The organism is Micromonospora sp. SD19 (assembly GCF_054462275.1).
In genome coordinates this window covers 575711-592907 of record NZ_JBTLMN010000003.1, presented here as the reverse complement: position 1 = coordinate 592907, position 17197 = coordinate 575711, and the positions used below count along the sequence as shown (strand labels likewise).

The window sequence follows — 17197 nt, the reverse complement described above, 5'->3', positions numbered from 1 at the left end:
TCAGATCAGCACCACGACGACGATCGTCACGCCGGCCACCACCACCCCCGCCGCCGACACGGCGACGACGGGGGTGGACGGCAGCGGCAGCTGGAGCCGCAGCGCCCGTTCGTTGCGGCTCCACCGGGGAAACGCCTCGACGGCCACCCCGACGGCGAGCACCGCCAGCACGACCGCCGCCCACTGCGCGCCGTCCGCACCGAAGGCCTTGACCGCCGCGGCGGCCACCATGAGACCCAGCGCGGTCCGCAGCCACGCGAGGAACGTGCGCTCGTTGGCGAGGGTGAAGCGCGGGTCCGGCTCCGTGCCCACCCCGTACACCCGCCGTGGCCAGCGGCGGTCGGCTCGTCCCGTCGGCTCCTCCGTCACCCGGTGACCGGTGCCGACGGCTGCCACGGGGTGTCGCCACACTCCCGCTGGACCCGGGCGAGCTCGTCGGTGAGTGCCGTCCGGATCCGCGCGTACGCCGGGTCGTCGTAGACGCTGCGCATCTCCCACGGATCGGCCCGCAGGTCGAACAGCTCCCACTCCGGCTCCTGTGCCGTCGCGGAGGTGCCGGGCAGCCCCAGCCCGTCGGCGTAGTAGTAGACCAGCTTGTGGTCGTGGGTGCGTACGCCGTAGTGCGCCCACACGTGGTGCTCGTCGTCGTCGTGCTCCCAGTAGCGGTAGTACACGGACTGCCGCCAGTCGTCGACGTCCTCGCCGCGCAGCAGCGGTCGCAGTGAGCGCCCCTGCATGCGGCCGTCGGCCGGCACGCCGGCGTAGTCGAGGAACGTCTGGGCGAAGTCGACGTTCATGGCGAGCGCGCCGGTGGTGGAGCCGGCCGGGATCTCCGCCGGGTAGCGGATGAGGAACGGCATCCGCAGCGACTCCTCGTACATGAACCGCTTGTCGTACCAGCCGTGGTCGCCGAGGAAGAAGCCCTGGTCGGAGGTGTAGACGACGATGGTGTCGTCGGTCAGCCCGTGCTCGTCGAGGTAGTCGAGCAGGCGGCCCACGTTGTCGTCGACGCTGGCGACGCACCGCAGGTAGTCCTTGATGTACCGCTGGTAGGTCCAGAGCGCGGCCTCGTCCGGGTCCAGGTGCGGCGGCAGCATCTCCTTGATGTCGTTGGCGGTCAGGTCCCGGTCCACCCGCATCCGGGCGGCCCGGGCGGCGGCGGCGTGCCCCGAGTGGTCGTCGTCGAACGAGCCCGGTACGGCCACGTCGTCGACGTACATGTCGCGGTGTTTGTCGTCGGGCTCCCAGTTGCGGTGCGGGGCCTTGTGGTGCACGAGCAGGCAGAAGGGGCGCTGCTGGTCGCGCTGGTCGAGCCAGTCGACGGCCAGGTCGGTGATGATGTTCGTGCAGTAGCCGGGGCGGACCTGCTCGGTGCCGTCCATGCCGATGAACACGGGGTCGCGGTAGCGACCCTGACCGGGCACGACCTCCCAGTAGTCGAAACCCCGGGGGTCGTGCTCCGGGCCGTGCCCGAGGTGCCACTTGCCGACCAGCGCGGTCTGGTAGCCGGCACGGCGCAGCAGCTCCGGGAAGACGAGCTGCCGGTTGTCGAACTCGGTCGACAACGTCTGCACGCCGTTGACGTGGTTGTAGGTGCCGGTGAGGATGGTGGCCCGGCTGGGCGCGCAGAGCGAGTTGGTGCAGAAGCAGTTCTCCAGCAGGGCGCCGCCGGCCGCGATGCGGTCGATGTGCGGCGTCTCGTTGATCTTGCTTCCGTAGGCGCCCACAGCGTGCGCGGCGTGGTCGTCGGCCATGATGAAGACGATGTTGGGCCGCACGGGTTGGTCCTTTCTCACCGGTTCAGGACGCGTACGCGGCGGCGTCGTAGTAGGCGCTCGGGTCGACCACGTCCGGCAGCTTGCCCAGGTCCTTGAACAGGCCGTTGAGGCCGGTGAGCCAGCCCGCGACGGTGCCGTCGGTGGACTTGGCGGCGAGTTCGGCCGAGGGCAGGAACCGGGCGTTGGTGGCTTCGGCGCGCAGCTGGTCGACCGGCGCCGACTTGAGGAACTTCGCGGTCACCTCGACGGCACGGTCCACGTCGGCAGCCCGCTCGTCGTTGGCGGCGCGCAGCACCGCGAGCACCTTCTTGACCAGCTCCGGCTTGCCGGTGACCACGTCGTTGCGCCCGACGTAGGCGGACGGAAAGCTGATGTCCGGGTAGAAGTCCTCGTTCTTGGCCAGCTCGACCAGGTCCGGCACCCGCTTCTTGATGGTGCCGATCAGCGGGTACCAGATGCCGGCCGCGTCGATCTGGCCGGACCCGAACGCGGTGACCACCGTGCTGGCGTCCATCGTGACCTTCTGGACGTCGTCGATGGAGAGCCCGGCGCGCCGCAGGGCCAGCCGCACGATCATGTCGCCGGAGGTGCCCTCCGGCACGCCGACCTTCTTGCCCTTCAGCGCGGCGACGGAGGTGATGCCCGGCTTGGCGATGACCCGGTCGGCGAAGCCGAGCGAGTTGATGGCGATGACCCGGGCCTTGCCGGAGGCCGGCAGCCACATCGCACCCGGGCCCAGGTAGCCGAAGTCGAGGTCTCCGGCGCCGAGCGCCTGCACCTGCAGGGGGCCGTTGGTGAAGACCTTCAGGTCCGGCTTGAGCCCGTGCTTGTCCCACAGCTTCTTGTCGTCGGCGATCGCCATCAGGCTCGCGCCGGTGAAGTCGGCGATGTAGCCGAGCTTCACCGGTTCGCTGGCGGAGCCGCCGGATCCGGACTTTTCGTCGTCGCAGGCGGCAAGGGCCGCGGTGGCGCCGAGACCGGCGATGCCGGTCAGCAGGGCGCGACGGGAGAGAGGGCTCATCGGGATGCACCTTCCTGAGGGGTCTGGTGGTAGACAGCGCGCCAGACCCGATTGCGGATCCGGGAGAATTCCGGGGAGAGACGGACCGCTTCGGTTCGCGGGTACGGCAGGTCGACGTCGATGACCTCGTGCACCCGACCCGGACGGGCGGCCATGACGACGACCCGGTTGGCGAGGTAGACGGCCTCGTCGACGTCGTGGGTGATGAACATGACAGTGCGTCGCTCGGTGCCCCAGGTGTCCAGCAACTGGTCCTGCATCTGCACCCGGGTGAGGGCGTCGAGGGCGCCGAAGGGTTCGTCCATGAGCAGGACGCCGGGGTCGACGGCGTACGCGCGGGCGATGGCGCACCGCTGCCGCATGCCACCGGAGAGCATCCGGGGCAGCGCGTCGGCGAAGTCGCCGAGACCCACCAGGTCGATGAAGTGCTGCGCCCGTGCTCGCCGTTGCGCCCGCCCGACCTTGGCGATCCGGAGACCGAACTCGACGTTCTCGCGGACCGTCAGCCAGGGGAACAGCGCGTACTGCTGGAAGATGACGCCGCGTTCCGGGCTGGGCCCCCGCACCGGTCGTGAGTCGACGAGCACCTCACCGCTGGTGGGCTCGACCAGGCCGGCGGCGATGTTCATCAGGGTCGACTTGCCGCAGCCGGACGGGCCGACCACTGTGACGAACTCGCGGTCGGCGATGTCCAGGTCGACCTCGCGCAGCGCGTGGAACGGTTTGCCGCCCACCTCGAACGTGCGGGTGGTGGCGCGGAAGGAGATCTTCTCGGTCATCGGCGTTCCTGCCATCCGGTGAGGCGCTTCTCGGCGGCGAGCAGAAGCCGATCCATGAGCAGGCCGAGCACGCCGATGGTGATCAGGCCGACGAAGATGCTCGGCAGGTCGTAGTAGATCTGTGCCTGCTGCATCCGGTAGCCGAGGCCCTCCTGGGCGGCGATCAACTCGGCGGCGACCAGCGTCGCCCACGCCGCGCCGAGGCCGACGCGCATGCCGACCAGGATGAACGGGGTGGACGCGGGGACGACGACCCGGCGGAACACCACGGCGTCGTTGGCGCCGAGCACCCGGGCGGCGTTGATCATGGTGCTGTCGACGCTCACCACACCCTGGAACGTCGACACGACGCAGGACAGGAACGCGGCGAGGAAGATGACGAAGATCTTCGGGGTCTCCCCGATGCCCATGAGCAGGATGGCGAGCGGGATGACGGCCAGCGGCGGGATGGTGCGGAAGAACTGCACGTAGGGCTCGATCAGGCCGCGCGCGGTCCGGTACCAGCCCATGAGGAAGCCGACCGGGATGGCCAGGGCGCTGCCGAGCGCGAAGCCGATGAGCACCCGGCGCAGGCTGGCCAGGCTGTCGTCGAGCAGGGTGCCGTCCATGGTCAGCTCACCGGCGCGGACGGCGACCTCCTGCGGCCCGGGAAGGCCCGAGACCCCGATCCGGGCCAGCACGGTCCAGATGCCGACGCCCAGTACGACGGCGAGCACGTTCCACACCAGCAGCGGTACGGCGCGGCGCGGCGGCGACGTCGCGGTGGTGGTTTCCGGACCTCGGGGTGGGGACGGTTGCACGTCTATCGCCACGGTGGTGCTCCGTAGCCCAGCTCGGACATGGGGCTCCTCTCCGGTCGGCGGCGCTGAAGGTAAGCGAATCTTTGGCGACGACACTATTCATGTCAACCCTTCGGACTAAAAAGCCCGAGCTGGGAGCGGTGCGGCGGTTCATAAGATGTCAGATGTCTGGCCGGCAGCCTAGGGGTGACCGGGCTACCTGACAACGCCCGGCCCCGACCGGACCGGCCGCCGTTTTATTGTCCGGGGCATTGACTAAATTGGGCGACGTCAGCAGACTGCGGCGTACCCGAGCAACCAGTCCCCCGGCGAGCCGGGCGACGGACAGAGGAGTCCCATGTCGATTCCGCGCTCCCCCCACACCACCGGACCCAGACGCCGCCTGACCGCGGCGAAGCTCGCCCTGGTGATCGCCGCGTCGCTGCTCGCGCCGCTCACGGCCGCCAGCCCGGCCATGGCCGCGCCGGTGAACCTGGCCCGCACCGGCACCGCCACCGCGTCGAGCGTCGAACTCGACCGCGCCGACTTCGTCGCCACGCGCGTCAACGACGGCGACCGCAACACCCGCTGGTCGTCGAAGTACCAGGACGACAACTGGGTCCAGGTCCGGCTGGCGTCCGCCACCCGGGTCGACCACGTGGTGCTGACCTGGCCCAACGCGTGCGCCCGTGACTTCTCCCTGCAGACCTCCGCCGACGGCACCGCCTGGACCACCGTCACCCGCCTGCAGCGCGACACCTGCCCCCGCACGGACGTCATCGCTGTGAACTCGGCCCAGCCGGTGTCCTACGTACGGATGCAGGGGCACCAACGGTGGGCGGCCTACGGCTACTCGATCTCCGAGTTCGAGATCTGGGACAGCACCGCGCCCCCGCCGGCACCCTCACTGGGCCTGCTGCCCAAACCGGTGTCGCTCACCGAGAACGGCGGCACGCCGTACACACTGAACCCGAACACACCGGTCGTCGCGGTCGGATCGCAGGCCACCGCGCCCGCCACCTACCTCGCCGGGCTGCTCCGCCCCGCCACCGGGTACGCCCTGCCGGTGGTCACCCAGAGCACCGCGCCCGCGCCCATCGTCGTCGAGGTGGGGGCCGGCAAGGGTCCGGTCGGGCACGCCGCCGAGGGATACCGGCTCGTCGTCACCACCGGCACGGTCCGGATCAGCGCCGACACGGCCAACGGCGCGCTCAACGGGGTGCAGACGCTGCGCCAACTCCTGCCCCAGTGGGTGGAGTCCGACACCGTCGTGAACACCGCGTGGACGGTGCCGGCGGTGACGATCTCCGACTACCCACGCTTCGCCCACCGCGCGATGATGCTCGACGTCGCCCGCAGCTTCTACCCGATGAACGAGGTCAAGGCGTACATCGACAGCGCGGCGCAATACAAGATCAATCGTCTGCACCTGCACCTGACCGACGACCAGGGCTGGCGGATCGCCATCGACAACCCGACCAGCAACCCGGCGGGCATCGACTACGGCCGGCTCACCTCGGTCAGCGGGCGCACCGCCATGACCTACAACGACAGCGGTCAACTGATGGGCACCGAACTGGGCGTCACCGGCTTCTACACCAGGGCCGACTACGCCGAGATCGTGCGCTACGCCGGCCTGAACGGCATGACGGTCATCCCGGAGATCGACATGCCGGGGCACACCAACGCGGCACTGCACGCCATCCCCCAGCTCAACACGGCCGGCGCCCAGCCCAAGCCGGCACCCGGCCAGCAGACCGCACCGGCCAACGGCACCGGCAACGTCGGCTACTCGACGCTCGACTCGGCCAGCGCGACGACGTACGAGTTCGTCACGCAGGTGCTGACCCAGATCGCCGCCATGACGCCGGGGCCGTACCTGCACATCGGCGGCGACGAGGCGCACGTGACCAGCCACGCGAACTACACCGCGATGGTCGACGCCTTCACCGCTACCGTCGCGTCGCTCGGCAAGACAGTGGTCGGCTGGAACGAGTACGCCGGCACGGCGCTGCCCCGCGACAACGCTGTGGTGCAGTACTGGAACGGTGACCGCACGGCGGTGAGCAACGCGGTGACCGGCCGTGGCGCCCGGGTCGTCCTCTCCCCCGCCGCCCACACGTACGTGCCGCAGAAGCAGGATGCCCGCCAACCGCTCGGCGGCTCGTGGGCCTGCGGCGGACCGTGCGGACTGGACCGGCACTACAACTGGGACCCGGGCACCTTCATCCCCAACATCGCCGAGACCAGCGTGCTCGGGGTCGAGTCGGCCCTGTGGGGCGAGTTCATCCGCCGGATCGGCCAGGCGCAGTACTACAGCTTTCCGCGCCTGATCGCCACCGCCGAGGTGGGGTGGACGCCGCAGACGCAGCGCGACTACGCCGACTTCACCACCCGGCTGTCGGTGGCCGGCGGACGGTTGACGGTCGAGGGCGTCAACTTCTTCCCCACCGCCGACGTGGCGTGGCGCAAACAGGCGCTCGGCCGGTCCGCCGCCGCCGTCGTCGGCGCACCGGTCGGCGCCACCTGGACGGTCACCGCCCCCGGGCTGCGCAGCACCGACCTGACCGCCACCGTCACCTGGAGTGACGGACGGGTGGAGGCGTTGACGCCGACCGCGACGCGCGAGCCGAGCATCCCGGCGATGCAGATCAACAGCGCGTTCACCGTCGTGTCCCGGCGCACGTTCGGTTCGACGGGGACGTACACCGGGACGTTGTCGGTGCGCTCGGCCGGGCTGGCCCCGGTCCAGGCGGCGCTGACCGTCACCGTCCGCGCCAGCTGACCGCGGGCCGGCGCCGCCCCGGTGGCGGCGCCGGCCACCGCGCCGTAGGTTGCCGCGACGACACCCGGGAGCAGGCGTCGGTCATGATGGTGCCGTGATCGAACGTCCGGATGCCATGCAACGTGTGCGGCTGGCGCACACGGAGGCGCTGCTGGCCCAGCTCCGCAGCGCCGGCCCGCTCAGTCGGGCCGACCTCATCCGGCTGACCGGGCTGTCCCGCACCACCCTGTTCGACATCATCGGCGACCTCATCGCCCGCGGCGTGGTCGTCGAGCGGGAACCGGCGCTGTCCGGCCAGCGGGGTCGTGGACGGCCGTCCACGACCGTCAGCCTCAACCCGTCCGCCGGCCGAATCATCGGCATCGACCTCGGTCGGGTGACGATCACGGTCATCGTCGCCACCCTGGGGCACGACATCCTGGCCCGGGGCAGCCGCCCCATCACGCTGGCGGCGGGGCCGGCCCGGCGCGCCAACGCCGCGATCAAGCTGATCGACGACCTCGTGCAGGAACACGACATCGACCTGCGCGCGCTGGAGGCGATCGGCCTCGGCCTGCCCGGCCTGGTGGCCGGCCGGGAGCGCCCCGCGGGCGGGCGCAGCCCGTCGGTGGCCGCGAAGCAGGTCAGCACGCGCATCCAGGACCGGTACGGCGTCGCCGTCGTCACCGACAACAACTCGCGGTTGGCCGCGCTGGCCGAGGGCACCTGGGGGGCGACCCGTGACGTGCGGGACGCCATCTACGTCCGGTGGAGTGACGGCGTCGGTGGCGGGCTCATCGTCGACGGCCGACTCGCCCGGGGTGCGAACGGCGCGGCCGGCGAGATCGGCCACGTCAGCGTCGACCCCGACGGGGACCCCTGTCCGTGCGGTGGTCGCGGTTGCCTGGAACTGCTGATCCGTCCGTCGGCGCTCATCGAGCAGTGCGCCCGCCGTGGTGTGACAGTCGCGGACCCGGCCGACCTGGTGGCCCGGGCACTCGCCGGCGAGCCGACCGTGCGGGACGTGGTGCGGCACGCCGCGACGATGCTCGGTCGCGTTCTGTCCGGGATGGTGGTGCAGTTGGATCCGGGCAAGGTGGCCATCGGCGGCACCCTGGCCCACGCCGGCGAGGTGGTGCTCGAGCCGGTCCGCGCGGCGATCGCCGAGCTGGCGATGCCCCGGCACACCCGCCGCCTGGACGTCGTGCCGGCCCAGTTCGGCGACGAGGGCGGTGCCCTGGGCGCCGTCGCGGCCGCGCTGCGGCTCAACCTGTCCGAGCCCTCGCCGGCCTTCCCCGGGTAGTCCCCCGAGGGGCAGCGGCTACGACGCCTCGGGCAGCAGCGTGAGCAGCCGCTGGACAGCCTCGGTCACCGCGTCCCGGCCGGCGGCGAGATACCGGCGCGGGTCGCGGGAGTGCGGCAGGACGCCACGGACCGCGTCGGTGAACGCCACGTTGAGGGCGGTACCAACATTGATCTTCACCATGCCCTGACCGACAGCGGCGCGGATCTGCTCCAGCGGCACCCCGGAGGAGCCGTGCAGGACCAACGGCACCGGTACGGCCTCGCGGATCGCGGCCACCAGGTCGAGATCCAGCGAGGCGGTCCGGTCGGCCATCGCGTGCGAGCTGCCCACCGCGACCGCCAGCGCGTCGACGCCGGTCTCGGCGACGTAGCGGGCGGCCTCGGCCGGGTCGGTGCGGACCCCGGCGGTGTGCGCGCTCGCCGGGGCGTCCGGTTTACCGCCGACGTAGCCGAGTTCGGCCTCCACCCACAACCGGTGGTCGTGCGCCCACTCGGTCGCCTTGCGGGTGGCCGCCACGTTGGCGGCGTACGGCAGCGCTGACGCGTCGACCATCACGGAGCTGAAGCCGGTGTCGGGCGCCCGCTCCAGCAGGGTTGTGTCGTCGACGTGGTCCAGGTGCAGCGACAGGGTGGCGCTGGACAGCCAGGCGACCTCGGCCGTCGCCGCGGCGATGGCCGACACACCGGAGTGGTAGCGCGCGGCGTTCTGACTGATCTGCAGGATCGCCGGTCGGCCGGCCCGCTCCGCCGCGGTGGCGATGGCCTGGGCGTACTCGATCGTGATCACGTTGAACGCGAGCACGCCGGTACCGGCAGCCTGGGCCGCCGCCACCAGGTCGGCGGTGGGAACGAGGGTCATCAGCGGCCTCAGGCGACCGGAGCGGTGAGGACGACGGACCGGGTGAGCAGCCGGGGCTGATCCGGATGCAGACCGCGACGCACCGCCAGCTCGACCGCGAGCCGCTGCGCGGTCGTGAGGTGAGCCATGGCGTCGATGTCCTCGTGCACCACGATCGCGCCGGTGGGTGCCAGGTCGTCGAGGAGGCCCGGTGCCACCGGCCCGAAGATCCAGACCACGGACCGGTGGTCCACCACGCTGATCGGACCGTGCCGGAACTCCATCGCCGGGTACGACTCGGCCCACATCTGTGCCGCCTCGCGCAGTTTCAGGGCGGCCTCGTGCGCCACGCCCACCGTCCAGCCGGTGCCGAGGAAGGTGAACTGGTCCCGACCGACCACGGCCGGGTCCAGTGGGGTGCCGAGCTGGGCCCGCGCCTGGTCGATCGTCTCGGTCAGGTCCGCACCGAGGCCGGCACGCCAGAGGGCGAGCGCGGTCGTGGCGAAGCGGGTTTGCACCACCGACTGCTCGTCGGCGAAGTCGAGGACGACGCAGTCGCTCACCAGCCGGGTCACCGGCCGGTCGGCGTCGGTGGTGAGCACTGTCGAGCGGCTGCCGGGCGGCAGTTGCTCAAGGAGTCGGATCACCTCGGTGGTGGTGCCGGAACGGGTGATGGCGACGACCCGGTCATAGCGTCGCCCGGCGGGGAATTCCGAGGCGGCGAAGGCGTCGGTCTCCCCCTGGCCCGCCGACTCGCGCAGCGCCGCGAAACTCTGGGCCATGAAGTACGAGGTGCCGCAGCCCACCACGGCGACGCGTTCGCCCGGCTGGGGCAGTGCCTGCGCCACGCCCGGTCGGGCGACCAGATCCACGGCGCGACGCCACGTCTCGGGCTGGGAGGTTATCTCGGCGGCGACGTGCGACACGATTCCTGCTCTCTGTCGGTGCGGGGGTCTTCCAGTTGTTCGACGGTGGTTCCGGGTAACAGCCGGGAAGCCACGACGGCGTCGTACTCGCCGGCCCACCGGCAGGCGACGGCGGCCGCCGAGACGGCAGCGCCTCGGGCGAGGACGTCCCGCCAGGGCGTGCGGGTGAGCAGCCCGTACGCGAGCACGGCCGCGAGGGCGTCACCGGCACCGGTCGGGTTGCCGGCCATCCGTTCGGGCGCGTGGGCGCTGTAGGCGGCCCCGCCGTTGACCGCCACGAAGCCGTCTGCGCCACGGGAGACGACTCCGGCGACGGCGCCGAGCCGGACGAGCCGGTGCGCCACCCGCACGGCGTCGTCGCGGGTGCGCACCGGGCGGCCGAGCAGTTCCGCCGCCTCGTGGACGTTGGGTTTCACCAGCGTCGGCGCGGCGGCCAGCGCGTGCCGCAGCGCGGCGCCGTCGGTGTCCACGATGGTCTGGACCCCGCCGGCCCGGGCGATGGTGACGAGATCGCGGTACGCGGTCTCGGGGACACCCGGTGGCCGGCTGCCGGAGAGCACCACCACCCGTGCCGCCCGGACCCGCTCGGCGAACTGCTCTCGGAACGACTCCCACTGGGCGACGGTGACGCGCGGGCCCGGTTCGTTGAGGACGGTCGCCGTGCCTCGCCCGAGGACGGTCACCGTCCGGCGGGTCTCCGTGTCGAGGCGGGTGAATCGCGCCGGTACGCCGGCCGTCGCCAGCTCGGCCTCGATCCGTTCGCCGGCTGCCCCACCGGCCAGGCCGAGGACCATCGTCTCGACGCCCAGCTGCCGCAGGACCCGGGCGACGTTCAGGCCCTTGCCGCCGGCACGGGACACCACGTCCGTCACCCGGTGGGAGGTGTCCGGCACCAGGTCGGGCACGGTGTAGGTGACGTCGAGGGCCGGATTGAGCGCCACCGAGATGATCAGGTCGCCGCGCGCCCGGGAGTCTGGCGGACCGCCGTTCAGATCTCGTTTCATGTCCGCCTCTTCCAGAAGATGCCAGCCACACGAGCACGCATGATCTTTCGTGACATTCAAATGCCAGAATCAATCAGGATGTTGCAGACCCTAGGGATCTGACCCCGGCGGCGTCAAGGTCGGTCCTGAGCGCTCCGACACCGTCACCGCCCCTGCGGGCACCGCATCGAGGGAGCGTCGCGGTGTTCGAGCAGCCCTGACGCGCGGGGTTCCAACCGGGCAGGAATTTTGCATCAACTTGCACGGGCCGCTACCGAGCCGGAGGCCGAGCGGCCGCCGAGGACGGGGCAACCGCTCTCTTGACGGGGGTCGATATCGCTCGTAAGTTCGTCCGACATCTGACGTAGGACATTCCCCCGCTGTCCGAAGGACATCAATGACCACACGCCTCCCCCGCCGCGCGGTCGCGCTGGCGGGCGCCGCCGGTGCCCTCGCCGCCGTCGTCCCGCCCGGCCGCGCCGACGCCGCCATCGCCTCGACATCCCTGCCGGTGCTCGGCGTCTCCGACGACTGGAACGCCGTCCTCGCCCGTACGCCTCAGGTGCAGCTCGCGCCCGGCACCACGTACACCCTCACCGCTCCGGTCGCCCTGCCCGACCGCTGCCTCATCGTCGGCAACGGCGCGACCGTCACCGTCCCCGACGACCAGACCGGTGCACTGTCCATCGTGGGCCGCAGCGGTGTCACCATCAGCGGCGTCCACTTCCTCGGCCGCCAGGCCAGCCCGGTCGGCACCGCACCACAGTTCGCGCACGTCGCCGTCCGGATCAGCCGCAGTACCGGCGTACGGATCCTGGACTGCGACTTCACGAACTGGCGCGGCGCCGGACTGGCGATCACCGGATCGGCCGCCGACGACTACTTCGGCTACCGGCTCAAGGTCAGCGGCAACGCCTTCCACCGCTGCTACTTCGGTGTCTCGCTGGCCGACCGCAGTGAGTACTCACAGTTGACCGCGAACAGCTTCACCTCGTGCCGACTCGCGATCTGGAACTCGTCGGGGAACTGGACGATCAACGGCAACGTCGTCGTCGGCTGCTACGGCGCCTACTACTCGTTCGCCCAGACCAGCCCGTACGGGGCGCTCGCCAGCGACAACTGGGGGCACGGCAGCCTGACCGGCAACACCGTCAACCACTGCAACGGTGGCGTCCCGGTGCGCTGGAGCACCGCCCTGTCCTTCCCCATCGGCGGGGTCGAGCGCAACCCGGGCACCGGCGTCGTCGTCGACGGCGTCCTGCCACCGACCTTCACCGGCAACACCCTCTGGTACAGCGACATCCGCGCCACGAACCTGCTCGGCACCCGGTGGCTGCTGTCCGGGTGCACGCTCTCCAACCTCGCCGTCGCCTGCTCCGGCGCCACGCCTGTGCACCTGGTCGGCACACAGTCCAACAGCGGCACCGCGCCCCTGTTGCAGGGCAACGTCAAGGATCTCCTTCCGCTCTGAACGACCGGAGGTACGTGACCGTGTTCTCCTCCCACAAGCGGCTTCTCCCTCTCCTCCTCGCCTCCCTGCTGGTCGGCGTCGGGCTCGCTGTCCCGTCGGCGGCGCGGGCGGCCAACCCGGCACCCCAGGTCGCGCCGAGCGTCCGGGAGTGGACCGGAGGGACCGGCGTCTGGACGCTGGCCCCGTCGTCCCGGATCCTGCTCGACCCGGCACACGCCGCCCAGCTGTCACCAGCCGCGACGGCGCTGCGCGTCGACCTCGGCGCGATCAGCGGCGCCGACGTACCGGTTGTCTCGGCGGCGACGCCCGGGACCGGTGACATCCTGCTCACGCTGGCGAGCACCGACGCCGGGATCGGCGATCAGGGCTACCTGCTGACCGCCGGCTCGACCGTCGTGATCCGCGCGAACGCGGCGGCCGGCGCGTACTACGGCACCCAGACCCTGCTGCAAATGATCAAACAGAGCGCGACGAGGACGACAGTTCCGGCGGGCACCATCCGGGACTACCCGCAGTACCGGGACCGGGGAGTGATGCTCGATGTCGGCCGGCACTTCTACGAGATGGACCACCTCGAGAACCTGCTCCGCCGGATGGCGTGGCTACGCCTGAACACGCTGCGCCTGCACCTCACCGAGTGGAACGGCTTCCGGCTGCGCAGCGACCGGTACCCCGGGCTGGCCTCGGCGCAGTCCTACAGCAAGGCCGACCTGCGCCGGTTGCAGGACGTCGCCAAGCGCTACCACATCACGATCGTTCCCGAGATCGACCTGCCGGGCCACGCCACGGCGATGACGACCTACGACCCGACGATGAGGTTCTCCTGCTCGTCGATGGACTACGCGCCCTGGCCGGGCGGTGAGAGGGGCGGCTGGACGCTGAACCTCACCAAGGAGAACGCCCGGACGTTCGTGATGAACCTGCTGTCGGAGTTCGTCCCACTGTTCGACGGCCCCTACTTCCACATCGGCGGCGACGAGTACCAGACCGACGCCGCCAAGAACTCCTGCCCCGAGCTGGTCAGCTACGCGCAGGCGCGCGGCTTCCCGTACCCCGGTGACGTCTTCACCGAGTTCATGAACCTGATGAACGACAAGGTGCGCTCGTACGGCAAGACGGCGCAGTTGTGGAACTGGTGGGAGACGAACGGCCAGCAGACCAGCATCAAGCCGGCCACCAACATCGTCCTCACCCCGTACACCGGGTCGCTGAACTACTTCTACAACCTGGGCTACACGGTCGTCGGCGTACCGGAGAGCACCCTGTACGTGACTCCCGGGCTCAACCTCTACGTCAACACCAAGAACGTCTACGAGAGCTGGGCGCCCGACCAGAACGCGAAGGTCAACGGCTACCAGATGGCCCGCTGGTCGGACGCGATGGAGCACCAGACCGACGAGTGGTTCGACCAGTACGCGAAGCGGCCGACCGAGGTGCTGGCCGAGCGACTGTGGGGCGGTCCCCGGTCGAGCACCGTGGAGGCGTACTTCGCCCGGGTGGACGCGATCGGCGACGCCCCGGGCGTGCCGAGCGTGGTCCAGGTCAACGACAACACCACGGGGACCGGCGACAACCAGTTCAGCTACTCGGGGACGTGGTCCTACGGGGCCAACGGCAGCAGGCAGTTCCAGCGCGACGACCACTACAGCAGCACCCTCGACAGCGCGTACCAGGTGCGGTTCACCGGCAACAAGATCAAGCTCTTCGCCGCCAGGGCGGCGAACCACGGCCGGGCGGGCGTCTCGGTCGACGGCGGCCCGGAGACTGTCGTCGACCTGTACTCCCCGACCCGGGTGGACCAGGCGATGGTCTTCACCAGCGGGCAGCTCGCGCAGGGCCCCCACGTCCTCAAGGTGCGGGTGCTGAACAGCAGGAACGCCAGTTCGTCAGGTACGGCGGTCACGGCGGACAAGGTCGAGGTGTCCCGGGCGGCGACCCCGGCCGCGGTGTTCGACCCGGCAACCGAACACCGCGTGGTCAACCGCAACAGCGCCAAGGTGCTGGAGGTGCCGGCGGGCAGCGGGGACGGCGCGAACGCCATCCAGTGGTCGGGCAACGGCGCGGCACATCAGCGCTGGACGCTCGTCGAGGCCGGCGGCGGCTACCACCGCATCGTCAACCGCAGCAGCGGCAAGGTGCTGGACGTGCCCGGCTCCTCCACCGCCGACGGGGCGAACGTCGTGCAGTGGACGTACCACGGCGGTGCGAACCAGCTGTGGAGCCTCATTCCGGTCGGCACCAATTACAAGATCATCAACCGGAGTTCCGGCAAGGCGCTCACCGTCGCCAACGCCGCCACCACCGACGGCGCCGCCGTCGTCCAGTCCACCTACCGCGGAGGTACCGAACAGCAATGGACCATCACCCGATGAACGGCCGGTGGACGGCGGCCCGGGCGGGCACCGCCGCGACCGTCGCCCTGCTGCTCCTGCTCAGCCTGTTGGTGCCGGCGACCGCCGGGCACGCCGCGCCCACGGCGACGGTGAACTACCCGGTCAACCAGGCGTTCAACGGCAGCAGCACCTTCCTCGACAGGTCGGCCGACCTGTCGAGGGTGGCGAACCTGACCCAGGGGGCGATCGCCGTCCGGTTCCGGTCCACCAGCACCGCCGTCGCGAAGAGCTTCTTCAGCGCCTCGCACACCGCCGACGACTCCAGCAACCTGTCGTTCTCCCTCAACGGCGGCTCGGTGTACTTCGAGAACCGCGAGAACGGGGCGTACGCCACCCAGATGACCGCCACCGGCGGTCCCTACAACGACGGCGTCTGGCACACCGCCATCCTGACCGTCGGCACCGAGGGCACCCGCCTGCACGTCGACGGGGCGCTTCGCGCCACGCACCCCTCCACCCGGTTCTTCGCGAACGTCCGGGACCTGAACGGCATGTGGATCGGCCGCAACGTCGACGCCCAGGGAGCTCAGTGGCACTACAGCGGTGACCTGGACTACGTGCGGGTGTACGGAACCCCGCTGACGGCGGGCGAGATCAGCGACCTGAGCATGCGCATCGACTACACGATCCCGTTCCTGGACCTCAAGGACGACGCGCGCCGTCAGGTGCTCACCGACCGCCAGGCCGGGCAGTACCTCGGGCACCCCGACACCGTCCTGCTCGACGACGGCCGCACGATGTTCGCCGTCTACCCCATGGGCCACGGCACCGGCCAGATCATCCTGAAGCGCAGCGACGACGGTGGCCGCACCTGGAGCGGTCGGCTCCCCACCCCGGCGAGCTGGGCCACCAGCAAGGAGACACCCACCCTCTACAAGGTGGTCAAGCCGAACGGGGCGACCCGACTCCTGCTGGTCAGCGGCCTTCCGGCGAGTCCGGGCGGGTTCAAGACCGCGTACTCCGACGACAGCGGCCGGTCCTGGTCGGAGTTCACCCACCACTTCGCCGACGCCGGCTTCGCCGGGTACGTCGCGCACGCCACGCTGGTGCGGCTGAAGAAGGCCGACGGGTCGTGGGACTTCCGGTACCTGGGCGTCTTCCACGACGGCGGCTACAACAACTGGAAGACGTACCTGACCTTCGACGCCGCCGGCAACGCCGTCTGGAGCACGCCGACCCGGCTGCTCGCCGCGCACAACACCATCGAGAAGTACGCCGGCCTCTGCGAGATCGAGATCATCCGCTCGCCGGACGGTCGCCAGCTCGCGATGCTCGCCCGGGCACAGCACAAGCGCACCAACGCCATGGTCGCGTTCTCGAACGACGAGGGGAACACCTGGACCGAACCGCGCGAGATGCAGGGCGCCCTGATGGGCGAACGGCACGCCGCCACGTACGACCCGGCGTCCGGTCGGCTCGTCATCACCTTCCGCGACATCATCCGCAACAGCGTGAGCAACACCGGCGCGTGGGTGGCCGGCGACTGGGTGGCCTGGGTCGGCACGTACGACGACCTGGTCAACTCCCGGGAGGGGCAGTACCGGGTGCGGTTGCTGGAGGACTTCACGCCCTCGGTCAAGAGCGGCGACACCGGTTACGCCGGCAACGTGGTGCTGCCCGACGGGACGTTCGTGCTCACGTCCTACGGATACTTCGACCCGGCCGACACCAGCTACCCGTACATCATGACCGTCCGGTTCAGCCTGAAGGAACTCGACGCCCTGAACGGCTCGTTCGACCCGACCGCGAGCTACACGCTCACGAACCGGGCCAGCGGGAAGGTCATCGAGGTCGCGGTCGCCGCACCGGGTGACGGCGGCGACGCCGTGCAGTGGGCCGACAACGGTGGCGCGCACCAGAAGTGGTCGATCGTGCCGCTCGGCAACGGGTACCACCGCATCGTCAACCGCCGCAGCGGCCGTGCCCTGGACGTGGCCGGCAACTCGACGGCGGACGGCGCCGACGTGATCCAGTGGACGTACACGGGTGCGACCAACCAGCAGTGGCGGATCACGCGCGTCGGCACCCACGTCACCATCACGAACCGCAACAGTGGCCGGGTGCTCGACCTCGACGGGACGATCACCGACAACGGGGCGGACGTCGTCCAGCGCACCGCCACCGGCGCGACCCGCCAACAGTGGTCCCTCTCCTAGAACC

Annotated in this window: 13 protein-coding genes; 5 read left to right on the top strand and 8 right to left on the bottom strand. The window is 70.6% G+C overall.

All coding sequences use genetic code 11. From position 1 onward, the window contains the following. From ACX27O_RS15120 to ACX27O_RS15100, 5 genes are read right to left on the bottom strand one after another with little or no spacing between them, the layout of a single operon-like run. The gene (locus ACX27O_RS15120; RefSeq protein WP_357633540.1) at nt 1–312 is read right to left on the bottom strand and encodes a YidH family protein; all 312 of its coding nucleotides are present in this window, start codon (nt 310–312) and stop codon (nt 1–3) included. A 53-nt stretch (nt 313–365) separates the two neighbouring features. Further along, entirely contained in the window at nt 366–1778 is a 1413-nt protein-coding gene (locus ACX27O_RS15115) for a sulfatase family protein (protein WP_458939591.1), read from the bottom strand. A gap of 22 nt (nt 1779–1800) precedes the next feature. Continuing rightward, the gene (locus tag ACX27O_RS15110; RefSeq protein WP_458939590.1) at nt 1801–2799 is read right to left on the bottom strand and encodes an aliphatic sulfonate ABC transporter substrate-binding protein; all 999 of its coding nucleotides are present in this window, start codon (nt 2797–2799) and stop codon (nt 1801–1803) included. Continuing rightward, nucleotides 2796–3578, bottom strand: coding sequence for an ABC transporter ATP-binding protein (locus ACX27O_RS15105; protein ID WP_210861415.1), 783 nt, complete (start codon nt 3576–3578; stop codon nt 2796–2798). Before ACX27O_RS15105 ends, ACX27O_RS15110 begins: the two co-directional genes overlap by 4 nt. Further along, on the bottom strand, nt 3575–4390 hold the full coding sequence (locus ACX27O_RS15100) for an ABC transporter permease (RefSeq protein ID WP_209444574.1): 816 nt from the start codon (nt 4388–4390) through the stop codon (nt 3575–3577). The genes ACX27O_RS15105 and ACX27O_RS15100 overlap by 4 nt, the downstream gene beginning before the upstream one ends. 325 nt (nt 4391–4715) lie before the next feature. On the opposite strand from ACX27O_RS15100, the gene ACX27O_RS15095 reads away from it, so the two are divergent. Together ACX27O_RS15095 and ACX27O_RS15090 are read left to right on the top strand one after the other, a co-directional pair. Then, nucleotides 4716–7142 carry a family 20 glycosylhydrolase gene (locus ACX27O_RS15095; RefSeq protein ID WP_210861413.1) on the top strand — a complete coding sequence of 809 codons (2427 nt, stop codon included), beginning with the start codon at nt 4716–4718 and terminating at the stop codon, nt 7140–7142. 94 nt (nt 7143–7236) lie between these two features. Next, entirely contained in the window at nt 7237–8424 is a 1188-nt protein-coding gene (locus ACX27O_RS15090) for an ROK family transcriptional regulator (RefSeq protein ID WP_357633559.1), read from the top strand. Nucleotides 8425–8442: 18 nt separating this feature from the next. Here the strand turns inward: ACX27O_RS15090 and ACX27O_RS15085 are convergent, their stop codons facing one another. Genes ACX27O_RS15085 through ACX27O_RS15075 form a run of 3 tightly spaced genes read right to left on the bottom strand, consistent with a single transcriptional unit; the run spans nt 8443 to nt 11194 of the window. Beyond that, a complete protein-coding gene (locus ACX27O_RS15085) occupies nt 8443–9285 on the bottom strand; it encodes a class II fructose-bisphosphate aldolase (protein WP_358126740.1) in 843 nt (280 codons plus the stop codon). Between the two features lie 8 nt (nt 9286–9293). Then, nucleotides 9294–10190: an SIS domain-containing protein gene (locus tag ACX27O_RS15080; protein ID WP_458939589.1), complete on the bottom strand. Its 897-nt coding sequence runs from the start codon at nt 10188–10190 to the stop codon at nt 9294–9296. Continuing rightward, nucleotides 10166–11194: a 1-phosphofructokinase family hexose kinase gene (locus ACX27O_RS15075; protein ID WP_458939588.1), complete on the bottom strand. Its 1029-nt coding sequence runs from the start codon at nt 11192–11194 to the stop codon at nt 10166–10168. The genes ACX27O_RS15080 and ACX27O_RS15075 overlap by 25 nt, the downstream gene beginning before the upstream one ends. Nucleotides 11195–11570: 376 nt before the next feature. On the opposite strand from ACX27O_RS15075, the gene ACX27O_RS15070 reads away from it, so the two are divergent. The 3 genes from ACX27O_RS15070 to ACX27O_RS15060 are packed head-to-tail and all read left to right on the top strand — an operon-like array spanning nt 11571 to nt 17193. Next, nucleotides 11571–12644, top strand: a complete 1074-nt coding sequence (locus ACX27O_RS15070; RefSeq protein WP_458939587.1) for a right-handed parallel beta-helix repeat-containing protein — start codon at nt 11571–11573, stop codon at nt 12642–12644. A 20-nt stretch (nt 12645–12664) separates the two neighbouring features. Beyond that, complete coding sequence (locus tag ACX27O_RS15065) at nt 12665–15016, top strand: family 20 glycosylhydrolase (RefSeq protein WP_458939586.1); 2352 nt, start codon at nt 12665–12667, stop codon at nt 15014–15016. Continuing rightward, the gene (locus ACX27O_RS15060) at nt 15013–17193 is read left to right on the top strand and encodes an RICIN domain-containing protein (protein WP_458939585.1); all 2181 of its coding nucleotides are present in this window, start codon (nt 15013–15015) and stop codon (nt 17191–17193) included. Before ACX27O_RS15065 ends, ACX27O_RS15060 begins: the two co-directional genes overlap by 4 nt. Nucleotides 17194–17197 lie beyond the last annotated feature (4 nt).